The organism is Paenibacillus sp. PAMC21692 (genome assembly GCF_014303795.1).
Taxonomy (GTDB): Bacteria; Bacillota; Bacilli; order Paenibacillales; family Paenibacillaceae; genus Pristimantibacillus; species Pristimantibacillus agaridevorans.
Map to the genome: position 1 here is coordinate 7,456,507 of NZ_CP060293.1, position 14,926 is coordinate 7,471,432.

The following is a 14,926-nucleotide window of genomic DNA, read 5'->3' on the forward strand; positions in this document are numbered from 1 at the left end:
TTAGTCTCTCCCGTCCACGGAAAGGCTGCTGCGATATTCGAACGGCGTTTTCCCCGTATGCTTCTTAAACACCGCCGCGAAATAGGCCGGATCGGAATAGCCGACCATCTCCACGATCTCGTACACTTTCTTGCCGACATCCGGCAGCAGCTCCATCGCACGCTGCATGCGAAGCGATGTCAGATGCTTCAGAAACGTGTCGCCCGTCTCCTTGAACAGGGACGACAAGTGGCCGGGAGAGACATACACATGGGCGGCCACATCATGAAGCGTAAGACTGCGATGGTAGTTGGCTTCCATATATTGCTTAGCCTGGGCAAGCACATAGGATCTGCCTTCCGCTTTATCCGTTCCGTCATTCGCCGCTGTTTCCGGCTCTGCCAGAGCGGTTTCACCGGATGGGACGGGCCTGTGCCTATGCAACTCATCGAAAACAACAACGGCGCCCGGCTCCGGGCAAGAAGCCAGCGACTGCAGCGCGGCCGTCGCCGATGCCGGAATAGCGCCGGGGACCCGCGCAGGGAAGCCGACGCCCAGCGATATCGTCGATTTGAACAAACCCATAAACCGATCCAGCTGTCGGATGACGGAGACGAACGCTTCCGTTCCCGCCCCGCGGACCGATAGCAGGTAGAACATGCCGGCTGCTTGGTCGATCCAGTGGTACCCGCTCCCGTGCGCATCCCAGATGTCGCCGAGCAGGTTGTCCAGCGCGAAGAGAATCAGCTTCCGTTCACGCTCCGGAACGGAAGCCTCCGGCTCGGCAAACCTGTCGAGCATGCCGACCGCCACCGCAAATCCGCCTTCCCCCAGAAGGACTTCGCCTTCCGAGCTTGCTTGCTCCAGTTCGTCTTCGGGAATCGGGGAGCGGAGCAGCCGTTGCAGAAATTCCTCCCGCAGCTTCTTGGCCAGAAGCTTCTCTTTCCGTTTTAGAACGGCTGTGCGGTACTCAATCTGCTTTTTCTCGTCCAATCGGGCCGTCAGCTTGCGGAACGACTCCGCCAGGTCATCCGGATTGACCGGTTTAAGCAAGTAATCCGCCGCACCGTTCAAGATCGCCTGCCTTGCATAGTCGAAGTCGCTGTAGCCGGATAAGATCAGCATTTGGGTAAACGGAAACTGCCGATGAATCGCCTCCATCAGCTCCAGCCCGCTCATAAACGGCATGCGGATATCCGTCAACACGATGTCGACGGGTTGTCTTGCAACAAACTGAAGCGCTTCCATTCCATGCCGGCACAATCCTACCAACTCGATGCCCAAGGAGTGCCAGGGCCGTTCGGCCAATCCGTTGCGGATTTCCTTCTCGTCGTCCACGATCAGCAATTTATACATCAACTAATCCCCCTCCGGATAGTAACCGTCCTCTAAGGCGGAGTCCCGCCCGTCATTTCACCTATTTTAGTGGCGGATCCGCGAGACTGTCAATCTGAGGATGGAGCTACGCACCAGTCTCCGGAATTCGCACGGAATAGGCGATAGTGCATATGATACTTTATGATATTCGCCTAATTCGTTCAGATCGAGATCGGAGGTCAACATGACAGACATAAGCTCAAGCATCAACACCAAGGATCAACATAATAAAATGAGCATCCGCTACGCGGCAACCAGAGGTTGTGGCTGCGGGGGCAACATTCGCAGCAGCGAACGAGGCTTGTTGCCCCTTCTATTGCCTGGACTGGGACTGGGAGGTCCAGGTCCCTGGGGACCCGGACCAGGACCTTGGGGGCCCGGACCAGGACCTTGGGGACCCGGACCAGGACCTTGGGGGCCCGGACCAGGACCTTGGGGACCTGGACACGGACCTTGGGGGCCCGGACACGGACCTTGGGGGCCCGGACACGGACCTTGGGGGCCCGGACACGGACCTTGGGGGCCGGGTCACGGACCTGGCGGTGGACCGGGGCACGGATCTGGCGGCGGGCCAGGACACGGACCTGGCGGTGGACCGGGGCACGGACCTGGCGGCGGGCCAGGACACGGACCTGGCGGTGGACCGGGGCACGGACCTGGCGGCGGATCAGGGCACGGGCCCGGCGGTGGACCGGGAGGACGCCTGCAATTCCCCCTTGAAGAAGCACATGATTCCGACAATGAACCGAACATGTACGACACCGATCAGACCACTCGCCCGCCTCATGGTTCTGGCGGTTCCGGACACGGGACGGGGCATGGCTCTGGGCACGGGCAAAGTCACGGCTCCGGTCATGGGCACGGCCATGGATCCGGACACGGACACGGGCCGGGGCACGGTCATGGACCCGGACACGGTCATGGATCCGGACACGGACACGGGCCGGGGCACGGTCATGGACCCGGACACGGCCATGGACCGGGGCACGGTCATGGACCCGGACACGGCCATGGACCGGGGCACGGTCATGGACCGGGGCATGGACCAGGACACGGACACGGTCACGGGCCTGGCTGGCATGGTCCTGGGCTGGGACCATGGGGCGGACCGGGCTTTTGGCCGCCTGTCCCCCTTCCGATTCCTCTCCCCATTCCTGTTCCGGTATCGGGTCCAGGACCGGCAATTGCCTCTGCGCCTCAAGCCTTCGTAACGGTTGTCATCAATGGCGGGGCCGCGTTTCCGGGAGTGACGAACAGCTTCACGATTCCATATCGGCAAGGACTTACGATCGGAAGAGCGCTTGCTTCGACAGGCTCTGTCGGCTTCTCAGCAGGCGACCAGATCGTCAGCATCGGCGGTGTTCCGATAAACGGCAATGTCGGTTATCAGATCAAGCTGAACGGAGGAACCGTACCGGCAACATTATTAAATTACACGATTCAGCCTTCCGATACCGTTGCATTAGAGCTTTACGCTTTATGAGCCGCCGTCCCGGCTGCTAACCTCTTATCCTGCGAGTCATCTTCCGCCAAGCAATTAGGGCATTACACCAAACAGACGCCCCATCCTCCCAGTCAGGGTAGGATAGAGCGTCTGTTTTTTCATTGCCTAAGTTGATCTCGGCATGCTAACCGCATGTCCCCACTTAAAGCTTCACCGACAACCCGCTCGCTCTGCTCTCTTCCGCCGCCTCAAGAAACCGGATGATCTCCACCGTCTCCGAAATCTCAACCGCGGGTTTCCTTGTTTGCAAGAAAGGGATGACCTGCTCCAGCAAGCTGGCGTAAAAAGGTTTTGGCGCGGAACCGACCTGGACATAAACCGTCTCATCGAGGCGATGAATATGCGCACCGAACTCGTCATTGCCATTGAGATTGCCGCGCAACGTACCGATTCTCCCATCCCGCCATCTGCCTTTGATCAGCTCGTACTCTACCGTAGATTCCACCGATACTTCCTCGCAGCCAGGACCAAGGATGGCGTACAGCATCTCTGCTGCATGAATACCGTACCAAAAGTAATGAGACTGCGTAGCCTGAATATGCAGCGGACCAAAAGCTTCCGCTCCCGAGATTGAGGCAGCCGCTTCTCGACCAAGCTCCGCGCTAAGCGCTTCTGCGTATCGCAGCGAAGAAGAACTCATGATCGCAACGCCGTTAACGTCGGCGATTAACGCGATTTCCTTGGCTTCGGATGTCGTTAACGCCAATGGTTTATCAATGAATACCGGCTTGCCGTACTTCGCGATGGCCCGGAATTGCTCCAGATGGACCCGTCCGTCGGCCGACTCCAGCATAATCGCGTCGCACTCTTCCGCCACCTCTTCCAGCGAATCTGCGATACGCACGCCGTATTGCTCCCGCAGCTCCCCCGTATATCCCTCTACCCGATTGAAGCTGAGCGGGAAGTCCGGAGAGCCTCCCGGATACGCGGCGACAACTCGCCCGCCGGTCACATGATAGGGATGCGTTGCGTCATGCAACAGCTTGGTGAATATGGATACGTGCGAGGTATCGAGACCAATCATACCGATTCGAAGATTATTCATACGTCTATGTTAACTCCTTCCCCCATATGCTGCCTGAATATCGCCATACGCCCAATGATCGCTCGGCACGTCGGGCCAGAGAGGATCAGCATGAACATTTGGCTCTACGCCAAGCAACGCGTTGATCATAACAACCGCTTCGGCTCGTGTCAACGGCCGATCCGGACGGAAGGTGCCGTCTTCATACCCCTTCACGAGTCCGCTCGACTTCAAACGCGTTACGGCGTCGCTTGCCCAATGTCCCTCCATATCATGGAAGGATGCCGTATCGGATGGCTTCGCGCCGTCTGAGGCCGTCTCGTCGAGAGCCAGCGCCGCCAATACGACTGCCATCTCAGCCCGCGTAACATCCCGCTCCGGCCGGAACGTTCCATCCTCATACCCTCGCACGATTCCGGATGAAGCCAACTCATCAATATAACGCTTCGCCCAGTGGCTGCCTGTGAGGTCGTAGAACGCCACCGTCTCGCCCGTCGTCCAATCTTCGCTTTTCGCTGTTGCGTTCGTCTTAGGAGCCCCCCATGCACGCACGATCATGGCTGCCATCTCGGCAGGCGACACTATTCGGTCGGGACGGAACGTTCCATCCTCATACCCTTGCATATAATGCTGGGCGTCAGCCTCATTGACCTCCCAGCCGCTCACGACCGCTGCTGAGAATGTGCTAAATCGATCGACAGTAATGGAAACGTAGACCTCGCCGGGCTCCAGTCCATATACGAGCTTGCCTTTAACCAGTTCCATGCTCCCATCGCTATGCTCGATATATACGCCCAGTTCGCTTGCCGAAGTAGAAGAAACGATATCCGGATCGAGCGGAAGCAGAAGAGTGACAGGTTTGCCCCCGACATCCGTGTCAATAGCGACCGGTGTTCCAATTAACCGGATCCTGCTCCCTCCAGCACTCTCCGCGATGCCTGCATCGTTATTGGCCGCAGCTTCCAGCTTCAATCTCTCCCCGCTCGTACGCAGAGCCTTGATGCGGAATGACAGTTCTTGATTTAATCCGAGCCAGCTATCGCCAGACAGGGAGATTCGAATCTCGGCGCCGGAAAGGACCAGGGATAACCCCGCTTTCGACAGAAGTTCGGAAGCGGACTGATCCAGTGCAAGCACCCACTCTACTGCCGCTCCTCCCGTTTCGGGCATACGAATGTCAATAACCGACGCGCCGTTTGCATTCTCCGTCAAGCGGCGAGCCAGTTCCTCTCCAATAGCCAGTCTGTCTGACAGTTGACCGTCCGGTTGCTTTGTGCGAATCACATGGAAGTCAATGCCTACAAGCGATCCATTAGAGGTTGTCCCCTCTACGACTATCGTCTCTGTGCCGCCCGTTCCCGAAGGAGGTCCGACCGGTGATTCCGGCTCGCTCGAACCGCCGGTAACGGACACAGAAACTGCATTGGACGTCACCGTCACCCCGTCAAGCGTCACTTGAACCGTCAATTGGGCAGTACCCGCTCCGACAGCCGTAACGAGGCCGTCTTCATTTACTGCTGCTACAGCGGAATTACTGCTTGCGTATGTCGTAACGGCGCCGGACAAGTCCTTCGTTGTACGTCTCTGCTCCAGCAATCCTGTCGTTTCGAGCATTGCCGTTTCCCCAGCCTTGAGCTCGGTCTCCGATATCGTCAGCTGCGCCCCCGTCAGATTGAGCAGCAACTCTTCAATCGTATATTTATACAAAATAGGCGTCTCCGGATCTGTAAACATATAAAAGTTTCCGAAGTCATCCTGCGTCAGCTTGCGCACGCCGGTCGCTAATACTTCGATTTCTTTCGACCTGGCATCCACCTTAAAGAAATTGCCGCCTACAGTGGCGTATACATTGCCATCCGTTCCCGTCGTCATCGAACCGTCGATCCAGCGGCCTCGAGCATTCGGAAAAGCAGGATCCCTATGCACGATTTCCCTCGACTCGATGTCAAAAATAAATATAGTGCCGTTCGCGAGCCCCCACACATTGCCGTCCGGGCCGATATGCAGCGCCGTAATGGCTTGTTTCCCTGCTGCTGGAACAAGCTCGAGCACCTTTTCCTTTGCTGCCACATCCCAGACGAACAGCTTGGCGTCCGTTTGCGTCGTCGCCCCGCCTTGCCCCCCGTGTATGGAAGTGCCGCCGTACAAATAACCATTTTTATACACCAAAGAAAGAATGCTTTGATCCGGAACAAGATTGGGGTAAATGTCGGGCTCTCCCCTGCTTTCCAGATCATAGACGGCAAGCGCTCCGCCCAGCATGCCGTTTTTCGGAACAGTTCCGACGAACAGCTTGTTCATATCCTCCGAACCCGCCATGCCGAACGGACGATCCTGATTGATGTCGCCCATGGTAAACAAACGACTCGGATTCAATTGCTCGGAGTTGGTGCGGTCCCAGGGTTTGGACAGGTCATATTCAAAAATGGCGGCACCCGGATAAACGCCCAGATACAGCTTGTCGTGAACAACCGTCATCCCTTCGCCTTGCCCAATCCCTTCATAGTACATGCTTTCGCCTGATGAAGGCGCATACACGCCAAGATTGCCCTGCAGGTAGCCTGCGGAATATATTTTCCCGTTCGGCCCCTTCGTAATCTCATGAATATTGACAGGCTCGGCCGGCACTTGTACGTCAGTCAGCTTGACTGAGCCCGTTTCCAAATTATATTTGAACATCTTGCCCGTGTTGCCCGACAGTCCAACAAGGCTATACCCCGGGAAACCAGGCTCATTTAACTCGACATAAGCATACGCGATTGCGGCGCCTTCGATCGAAGCTCCCGTAGTGCGGTAACTGTCCGTGTCGAGGTTATACTCGAACAGCTCTCCTCCGGTTCCGGCGAAATAAATTTTATTCGCAATCGGCGATACAGGAGAAACTCCTCGGGAGAAGTTAATGAACGTCGTCGAAAGCTCGCCCGTATCTTCATTCTCGAATTCGATCATGTCGCCGCTCTCGATATCGATAACAAACGTTTCGTTCGGGTTATTGGCCTCCTTGCGGGCAAACAGCTTGCCGTCTGCGATATTTAAATCATAGACGGACACAATTTTGCCGAAGCCCTCAGGCAACAAATCTCGTTTGGCTCCCGTGGCAAGATCATACTCCACCAGGCGCGGAACATTGCCGACGCCTGCATAGATTTTATGCGTCGTTTCATCGTAGGCGGTTACGCGAGTCCACCGTTCTCCGGACGTTTGAGTCGACAGCGTTCCGTAATCGGTAAATCCTCCTCCATCCGGATCATAGGCATATAGATGAGCCGTTGGGTAGGTGCTGCCATACATAATGCCGTCTTTGCCGGCGGCCATCGGATACAGGACGGAATCCTTCGACGCCAGCGGATGACCCAAATTGATCAGTTCGTCCGAATCCGGGATATATCGGTACAGCAATCCGAGATTATACGCTCCCAGGTAAACGGAGCCGTCGCTAGACATCGTTACGGACCAGGCGCCGGACGTATCCGGCATCGGAAGACTCTTCACCACTTGTTCCGCCTCGATGTCGATCACAGTGAATATAGAAGGCGCCCCCGCAACCACCGTATATATGACATTGCGGCCATTGTTGTCCTTGCCGATAGCTCCGCGCATCAAAGTCGCTTTACGAATCTGCGGGCCCAAATTTTCTCCCACCAGCGTAATCGAATTGTCCGGAGTAGGCTCCTCCGGAATATCATGCGCGCCTCGCAGCAGCTTGATGTCGTCTACATAATAGGAATAATTTTTAGTAGGGCTTCCGGCAAACAGGATTGCCGCATATTCCGCATCATCCGGTATAGTACCTGTCACGTACTGGTCGAACCACACGTCAACCGGTTCGGATACAATACTCCAGTTTTGTTTGCCCGTATAACTGCCGTCCGCCCGGAAATAACGCATATACATATCGGCTGATCCGGCCTCGATCAAAGTGCGGGCTTTGGCCGTATACGTTGCTCCCGGCTCGACCGGAACAAGGTCGCTGATCACATTAATGAACGCCCCCTGCGTGTTCCGAATGTGCAAGCTGTGCTCCCCGGAGCTTTGATGCGTATCCGTAACAGAAAAAGAATCGGCATCGGCAGGTTTCGTCTTGCTCCAACCCGGGATGGCGCCATCGACAACAGGCTGCTCCATGCCGCCGTTGACCATCTGTTTCATGATATTGACCTCGTCTACATAGAAAGTAAAAGAATTTTTTGCTCCGGTTATTAGCGCCACTTTAAGCTTGTGCCCGCCCGGCTGTACGGTAAACGGCTGCTCGATATATTGCCAATCCTCTTTGGGTGCCGTGATCGCTTGATACAGATGGAAATCCCGTCCATCGGCGCCTTTTACGAGCTGTCCGTTCGTATCGTAAACGTATACATAAAAGCCTTGAATCGATCCAAGCTCCAGGTAGACCTGGGTCGAAAACAAATAAGACGTGTTTTCCTCCACATTTATCAAGCCGGATTCGATATTTATCGCCGGCTGACCTTGATCCTTGACCAAATGAGCCTTCAAGCTCCGCTCTCCAACATGCGCTTGCTCGTTGCTTATGACTGGATTGCCTGATCTGATCAACCAATCTGGAATTTCGCCAGCTTCTCCCGCGTTCTCAAAGCCGGCGTTCGCAATATGGTACGTTTCGCTCCCGGAGCCATGAGATACCTTACCGGTCACACCCATGGACATTGCCGCGAGCAAAAAGCAAAGCAGCAACATCAATGGCTTGGACTTGCTTGTAAACATCATTATAAACACTCCTTTCGAAATCACGCGCCTACTTCGCTGTCTGCCTTTTTCGTCCGCCGCACCAATAGATACGTGTATATTACATGTATACAACTGATCCTGGCAGCAGTCAAGTTATATTTTGTGACATAATTAATTTTAGTAAGCGGTTGCTTTTTCCACACAAAAAAAACATGTGAGTGTTATTGACACCCTTTAAAAAGCAATATTGATTAGTAGACAGGTAAAAATAGGTAGGATTAGGTGGGGCTATCGTAGGCAAGTTGCTAAACAGAAGATAGGGGAACATCCCCTTTTATACGTAAAAGGACCTCGAATTCCGCTGTAAGTGGGAAATGAGGTCCTTCTCAAGGCGAAACGGCTGTCGCCGTCCTTTGGCAGAGCCGCGCATTTCATTCCGAGAATTATAGGTCAAGTATGGACATAACTTATACTTTCTTATAATTTTAAAAATCCGACTTAATGCGGGGGGCTCAAATTATTTGCGTATCGCCTTGCCTTTGCCGGATATCAGCTTAAGCTGGTCGTTTTCGTAGCCGATCCGATAGCTGACTTGATATTTGCTCAGTGCGTACTTGCCGTCCTTGCGTTCGTCGACGGATAAAATCGCCGTTACAGTCGCTTCGTTGTCCTCTGGAGAAGAGACGTGCATATCGTCAATGACGACGTTACGAGTTGTCAGATATCCCTCGCGGAATTTGACATAGCTCGTCCCCTCCTTCCATCCTTCTCCAAGCAACGAATAAGCATACACGTAATCGCGATTGTTCAGGCTGTCGTAATAATGATTCACCAAATATTCCGCCATCTGATCCAGAGAAACATCTTGTTCTTTCTCATCGTGCGTCTCCACAACCTTCAGATTGGGAAGCCTGTCCATCGGCTGCCTGGACCATCCCTCTGCCATCGACAATACGTTCGAGATCGGTATGCTAAAGCCGATGCCTTCATCCTCCAGGCCCGCCGAATTAATCCCTAGCACGGCGCCGGTATTCATGTCGACAAGCGGACCTCCGCTGTTGCCGCGGGCGATTGGAGCGGAGATTTGATATAAATCCTTGTACGTGTACGGCGCGATCTGGAAGCTTCGTCCGACGCCGCTTATAATGCCTGTCGTGACCGTGTTCTGGAAGCCCAGCGGGCTTCCGATCGCCATGACATCATCGCCGACTTCCCCGCGCTCATATCGCATCATGGACAGCGGCTGGGTGCCGACAAGCTCCTTCACCCGCACAACCGCCACATCCGTTTCGGTGCTGATTCCGATAACCTCTCCATCGAGATCGCGCGCATCAGCCGTCTTCACTCGCACGTGACTGACTCCTTCCACGACATGGGCGTTCGTAATGAGATCCCCCTCGAGATTGTATAGAAAGCCGGAGCCCTGCAAGCCCGTTTCCGTCTCGATCATGACAACCATCTTCTGCGTTTCAAAAATAATATCCTTTAGCGACTTCTTTACTTCGCCTACGGCGATAAGCGGAGTGCCGTTTAATTGACCCGGCACTTGCTCGTTCACCGCGTAACCCGCAGCAGCGCCTCCCGCCAGAATAAGAAGGGAGCCGATGAGCGCAATCCGCCATTTGATTCCCATATCCATGCTCCTTAATCCAAATACCAAGTCTTATTATCGATAACGGCAACGACATCCCCCTCATAAATGCCGCTTACTGTCGCCGTAAATGTCATCTCTTCGCCCGGTTCGATATATTCCGGCGTTGCGCTCGCCGTTCCGCTTCCCAGCACTTCACCGGTCGAACTCTTAACGGAATAAGTAATTTCGACGCCGTAAATCGGTCTTGTCGCCTTGTTTCTGAGCTTGCCGACAACCGAAAGGTCGCCGAAATCATCCAACGAATGATCAATGCTTATGACCTCGATCGCGTCCGTCTGATTAATCAAATCTTCCTCCGCCGCGTTTTCCATCGCCTGCTGAATTCGAAGCTGCTCCGCTTGCTCATAAGCATGTTTCTCTTGCTTGACGCGCTCCTTAAGAGCTAGCAGCTCCACATCCTCCTTTGCCCAAGTCAACGCTTTGTCGCAGGCTGACAACGCACCGGAGAAGTTTTTTCGCTGGAGCAAATACTCCGTTTCGGCAATCGTTATCTTTCGAATACTGTCCAGGATAAGAGCGCGAAGCTCCTCCGCCTCCTGCCCGATCAAGCCGTTCACGACGTTTAACATTTCTCCGTGCTCCTCGATCGTCTTCAAGGTGGTCAGATCGCCTGCCAGCTCCAGCAGCGTAAGCTCCATAGAAAAGCCGTCCGCCTTCTCCTTCAGCTTGTCGTAGATAGGCTCCTTGTGTCCGTTCAGCTCGGACTTCAGATGCTCAAGCTCGCTCAGGGCAACCTCCGCATCGCCTTTGTCCAGCCTTTGCCGAATTTCAACGGACAGTCGTTCGAGCTCCGCCGCGTGATGAACCGTTTCGTTATCGTCGATAATCGCGCGAAAATCCGGCCGGGCTCTTATCGCTTGCTCGAGCAGCGCGATCGCCTCGTCGTACTGGCCGCCCAAGGCTGCCGCCCTTGCTTCGACCTGCAGCCGCAGCACGTCTTCGTTCGTTTTCAGTTCATGCTTGTAGAAAAGGAAAAGCCCCGACGCAACGACAAGAGCCAGCGCCGCGAGTCCAAAGAAGACGGGCCCGAGCGTCTCGCGCTTTTGTACGGCTTGCGTTCCTCCCATCGTCTCGACGTCCCCCGGGAGCTTCGTCTCTTTCGTATCGATACGATTCCCGTCCGCTATTTCCAGCGATGCCGCACTCTCCTGCTCCGCCAATCCGACAGCGCCGTGATCCCCTTGTTCCGCTTGAATCGTTATAGCATGAAGCCTTCTTCCGCATTGGCTGCAGAACCTTGCATCCCTTGCGTAGCTTCTTATACATTGATGGCAATACAAGTAAGTCATCTCCCAGCCCAGTAACTCTCTCTATCTCTCTATTCTAGCTCAAACAGTAAAAAATCACCATTTCAAAATAGTGGCAGGCTTTCGACATCAGCGCTCTCCCTGCAACCTGCCGCAACAAGGCGAAACGGCCGCGCCTTCCTTTGGCGGCGGGATGCGATTCGTTCCGAGCAATATATTCGTATATTTGCAAAAAGACAGCCGACGCGGCGCTGAGCCATGAGCGACTGTCTTTTTGTGCGAGTTCAAAACCTCCATGACTTGACGGCCGCAGCCTGTCACGAGTCTTCGAGAAAGACAATGTACAAACAGTCTTTTCTCTTAGACAGTCGACCGAGCCGTTTTAAGATTCCTTCGGCAAGCCCAGACTCTCCAGCATATAACGCCTCACATCCGCGGACAAATCATCCCGCTCCAAAGCGAAATCGATCGTCGCTTGCACGAAGCCCAGCTTGTCGCCGACATCGTGCCTGCGGCCATCGAAGCGAAAAGCCGTTAGCGAAGACAACCGGTTCAGCTCTTGCAAGCTGTCGGTCAATTGAATTTCTCCCCCTTTGCCAGGCTTCGCGGCTTCCAGCAATCCGAAGATGGACGGATGCAGCACGTAACGCCCGACTACCGCATAATTGGATGGCGCTTGACCTGGCGCCGGCTTCTCGATAATATCTTTGACCCTGGCTACCCGGCTCCCTTGTTCGATGTCCACGATACCGTATTTATGAGTTTGATCCCAGGGCACTTCCATAACCGCTACAACGGATGATTGCTCCTGCTCGTAAATTTCGATCATTTGCTTCAGGCAAGGCGGGTTCGAGGTCAAAATGTCGTCGCCGAGCAGTACCGCAAACGGTTCGTCCGCGACGAACCTGCGAGCGCACAATACGGCATGCCCAAGCCCGAGCGGCTCCTTTTGCCTGACATAATAGATATCCGCGAGCTGCGAAATTTCTTTGACGATGGCAAGCATCGTCTCGTTATTGCGCGCTTCCAGCTCCGCCTCCAGCTCGAATGACTTGTCGAAGTGATCCTCGATCGCACGCTTGTGCCGGCCGCTTACGATGACGATGCTGTCGATTCCGGAACGAACGGCTTCCTCCACAATGTATTGAATGGCCGGCTTGTCGATCAGCGGCAGCATCTCCTTGGGCTGCGCTTTCGTTGCCGGCAGGAACCGCGTGCCGAGTCCTCCCGCAGGTATGACGGCTTTCCGGATTGATGTACTCATACGCAATTCGCTGCTCCTCTCTTAAAGACGGTTGCGACTGGCAATCAACGTCTTATTCTCTGTCTCCATCATACTCGTTTTGGGATGAAATCGCCAACTAGCAGCCGTGGATTTTGATGGCTTGATCCATTCTATCGCAGGTAAGATGAAGGTTAGATGAACTGTATTGACTTACGTTACAGTTTGTAATAATTTTAAGGTAACACATACGCAATCACGAATAGAGAGAACATCATACTGGAGGTAACGATTATGCACAAAACCATTATTATCGGAACAGGTCCTGCAGGCTTGACGGCGGCCATCTATCTCGCCCGCGCCAACATGGAGCCCCTCGTCATCGAGGGCTGGCAGCCTGGCGGCCAGTTGACGACAACAACGGAGGTCGAAAACTTTCCCGGTTTCCCGGATGGCATCCTCGGAAGCGAGTTAATGGACAATATGCGAAAACAAGCGCAGAAGTTCGGCGCTACGTTCAAGATGGGCTCCGTCAAGAGCGTCGACTTCGGCAAGCGGCCTTATACGCTTGAAGTTGAAGGACTTGGGCAGCTGCAAGCAGAATCCATCATTATCTCGACAGGCGCGTCCGCCAAGTATCTCGGCATTCCCGGAGAGCAGGATAATATCGGTCGCGGCGTCAGCACCTGCGCCACTTGCGACGGCTTCTTCTTCCGCGGCAAAAAGCTGATCGTCATCGGCGGCGGCGACTCCGCCATGGAAGAAGCAAGCTTCTTAACCCGCTTCGCCACCGAGGTTCGCGTCGTAAACCGTCGCGAAGAGCTGCGCGCTTCGAAAATCATGCAGGATCGCGCCCGCTCCAACGAGAAGGTAGCCTGGAGCCTGAACCGTACGCCGCTTGAAGTCGTAGCCGGCGAGAACGGACTGCAAGGCCTGAAGGTCCGTAACAACGAGACCGGCGAAGAAGAGCTGCTGGAAGCGGACGGCGTATTTGTCGCTATCGGCCATACGCCGAATACAGGTTTCCTTGGCGGACAGATCGAGACGGATGCTCAAGGCTACATTTTGGTGAAGCCGGGCACTTCCGCGACGAATATTCCCGGCGTGTTTGCCTGCGGCGACGTGCAGGATACCACCTATCGCCAAGCGATCACGGCCGCTGGCAGCGGTTGTATGGCCGCTTTGGACTGCGAACGTTACCTCGAAGCGCAGGCCCACGAAGCGGCGGCGCTCGTTTAATTTTCGAATTCGCGTCTGGCTCGGACTTATTCAGAGAAGGATGCAGCCTCGGCTTTAATGCGGAGGTTGTATCCTTTTTTTCGTGTGCGTACAACCAGCCTTTTCACACCTTCGCTTGCCAGCGCCCCATTGTGCTCGCTTTTTCATACACATTCGCTCGTCACCGCCTGCCTGCATCCCATTGTACTCGCTTTTTCATACACATTCGCTCGTCCTCGCCTGCCAGCGCGCTAGCGAATGCAAATAACGATTAAAGCCTTGACATCCAGCGTCTAATTTGTAATAATTATAAATAAGGAATTGATCTAATTATAATATCCAATCTCTTGCAGCCCCAATGCATACACCCGATCACAGAAGAGCACACTAGTCGTTGGATTGAAATGATATGTTTTCCTATTGCAGGATATTCGAGGAAACAAGGTTTCACTGCCGCTATTCCGGTTTACTTATATGAAATAACCAATCTCAACAATCGAAAGGATGAAAAAACATGACTACCAAAACAACAAAAACCGTACAACAACATCTCAATCGGCAGATCGCCAACTGGAGCGTTCTCTATATTAAGCTTCACAACTACCACTGGTACGTAAAAGGCTCGCAGTTCTTCACGCTCCATGCGAAGTTCCAGGAGTTCTACGAGGAGGCGGCGCTGCATGTCGACGAGATCGCGGAACGTCTCCTTGCGGTGAAAGGCAAGCCAATCGCGACAATGAGCGAGTACTTGGAGGAATCCACCGTTAAGGAAGCCAGCGGCAAAGAATCCGCTGAAGGAATGGTCGACCAACTCATCAAGGATTTCTCGACGGTTATCGACGAGCTTAAGGAAGGTATGGAAGCCGCACAGGAAGCCGGCGACGAAACAACGGCCGATATGCTCCTTGCCATCCATACTTCCCTGGAGAAACATGTGTGGATGCTGAACGCGTTTAATGGCAAATAAGAGCGAGAAGATAAACCAGCTGAGCCCTCCTCTCTGGTGGCGCAGCTC

Annotated in this window: 9 protein-coding genes; 3 read left to right on the top strand and 6 right to left on the bottom strand. The window is 54.3% G+C overall.

Annotation, left to right across the window (positions count from 1 at the left end; translation table 11 throughout):
* Nucleotides 1-1,335, bottom strand: a complete 1,335-nt coding sequence (locus tag H7F31_RS29835) for a response regulator (RefSeq protein WP_187101775.1) — start codon at nt 1,333-1,335, stop codon at nt 1-3.
* Nucleotides 1,336-1,540: 205 nt separating this feature from the next.
* Between H7F31_RS29835 and H7F31_RS29840 the strand changes: the two genes are divergently transcribed.
* Nucleotides 1,541-2,839, top strand: a complete 1,299-nt coding sequence (locus H7F31_RS29840) for a hypothetical protein (protein ID WP_187101776.1) — start codon at nt 1,541-1,543, stop codon at nt 2,837-2,839.
* Between the two features lie 163 nt (nt 2,840-3,002).
* Here the strand turns inward: H7F31_RS29840 and H7F31_RS29845 are convergent, their stop codons facing one another.
* From H7F31_RS29845 to galU, 5 genes are all read right to left on the bottom strand, one after another.
* A complete protein-coding gene (locus tag H7F31_RS29845) occupies nt 3,003-3,905 on the bottom strand; it encodes a Gfo/Idh/MocA family protein (RefSeq protein ID WP_187101777.1) in 903 nt (300 codons plus the stop codon).
* A gap of 9 nt (nt 3,906-3,914) precedes the next feature.
* Nucleotides 3,915-8,609 (bottom strand): S-layer homology domain-containing protein, encoded by a 4,695-nt coding sequence (locus H7F31_RS29850; protein WP_187101778.1) that lies wholly within the window; start codon nt 8,607-8,609, stop codon nt 3,915-3,917.
* Nucleotides 8,610-9,087: 478 nt separating this feature from the next.
* Complete coding sequence (locus H7F31_RS29855; RefSeq protein ID WP_261800183.1) at nt 9,088-10,203, bottom strand: S1C family serine protease; 1,116 nt, start codon at nt 10,201-10,203, stop codon at nt 9,088-9,090.
* Between the two features lie 11 nt (nt 10,204-10,214).
* Nucleotides 10,215-11,504 (bottom strand): FxLYD domain-containing protein, encoded by a 1,290-nt coding sequence (locus tag H7F31_RS29860; protein WP_187101780.1) that lies wholly within the window; start codon nt 11,502-11,504, stop codon nt 10,215-10,217.
* 349 nt (nt 11,505-11,853) lie between these two features.
* Nucleotides 11,854-12,735: a UTP--glucose-1-phosphate uridylyltransferase GalU gene (gene galU / locus H7F31_RS29865; protein ID WP_187101781.1), complete on the bottom strand. Its 882-nt coding sequence runs from the start codon at nt 12,733-12,735 to the stop codon at nt 11,854-11,856.
* A 252-nt stretch (nt 12,736-12,987) separates the two neighbouring features.
* Here galU and trxB point away from each other — a divergent pair, with 252 nt between their 5' ends.
* Together trxB and H7F31_RS29875 are read left to right on the top strand one after the other, a co-directional pair.
* Nucleotides 12,988-13,932, top strand: a complete 945-nt coding sequence (gene trxB / locus H7F31_RS29870) for a thioredoxin-disulfide reductase (protein ID WP_087569830.1) — start codon at nt 12,988-12,990, stop codon at nt 13,930-13,932.
* A gap of 493 nt (nt 13,933-14,425) precedes the next feature.
* Nucleotides 14,426-14,878, top strand: a complete 453-nt coding sequence (locus H7F31_RS29875; RefSeq protein WP_087569831.1) for a Dps family protein — start codon at nt 14,426-14,428, stop codon at nt 14,876-14,878.
* The last annotated feature ends 48 nt before the right edge of the window (nt 14,879-14,926 follow it).

Bases quoted from the DNA above. Each gene is read 5' to 3' on its own strand.
- H7F31_RS29835 (WP_187101775.1), bottom strand. From the start codon at position 1,335: ATGTATAAATTGCTGATCGTGGACGACGAGAAGGAAATCCGCAACGGA.
- H7F31_RS29840 (WP_187101776.1), top strand. From the start codon at position 1,541: ATGACAGACATAAGCTCAAGCATCAACACCAAGGATCAACATAATAAA.
- H7F31_RS29845 (WP_187101777.1), bottom strand. From the start codon at position 3,905: ATGAATAATCTTCGAATCGGTATGATTGGTCTCGATACCTCGCACGTA.
- H7F31_RS29850 (WP_187101778.1), bottom strand. From the start codon at position 8,609: ATGATGTTTACAAGCAAGTCCAAGCCATTGATGTTGCTGCTTTGCTTT.
- H7F31_RS29855 (WP_261800183.1), bottom strand. From the start codon at position 10,203: ATGGGAATCAAATGGCGGATTGCGCTCATCGGCTCCCTTCTTATTCTG.
- galU (WP_187101781.1), bottom strand. From the start codon at position 12,735: ATGAGTACATCAATCCGGAAAGCCGTCATACCTGCGGGAGGACTCGGC.
- trxB (WP_087569830.1), top strand. From the start codon at position 12,988: ATGCACAAAACCATTATTATCGGAACAGGTCCTGCAGGCTTGACGGCG.
- H7F31_RS29875 (WP_087569831.1), top strand. From the start codon at position 14,426: ATGACTACCAAAACAACAAAAACCGTACAACAACATCTCAATCGGCAG.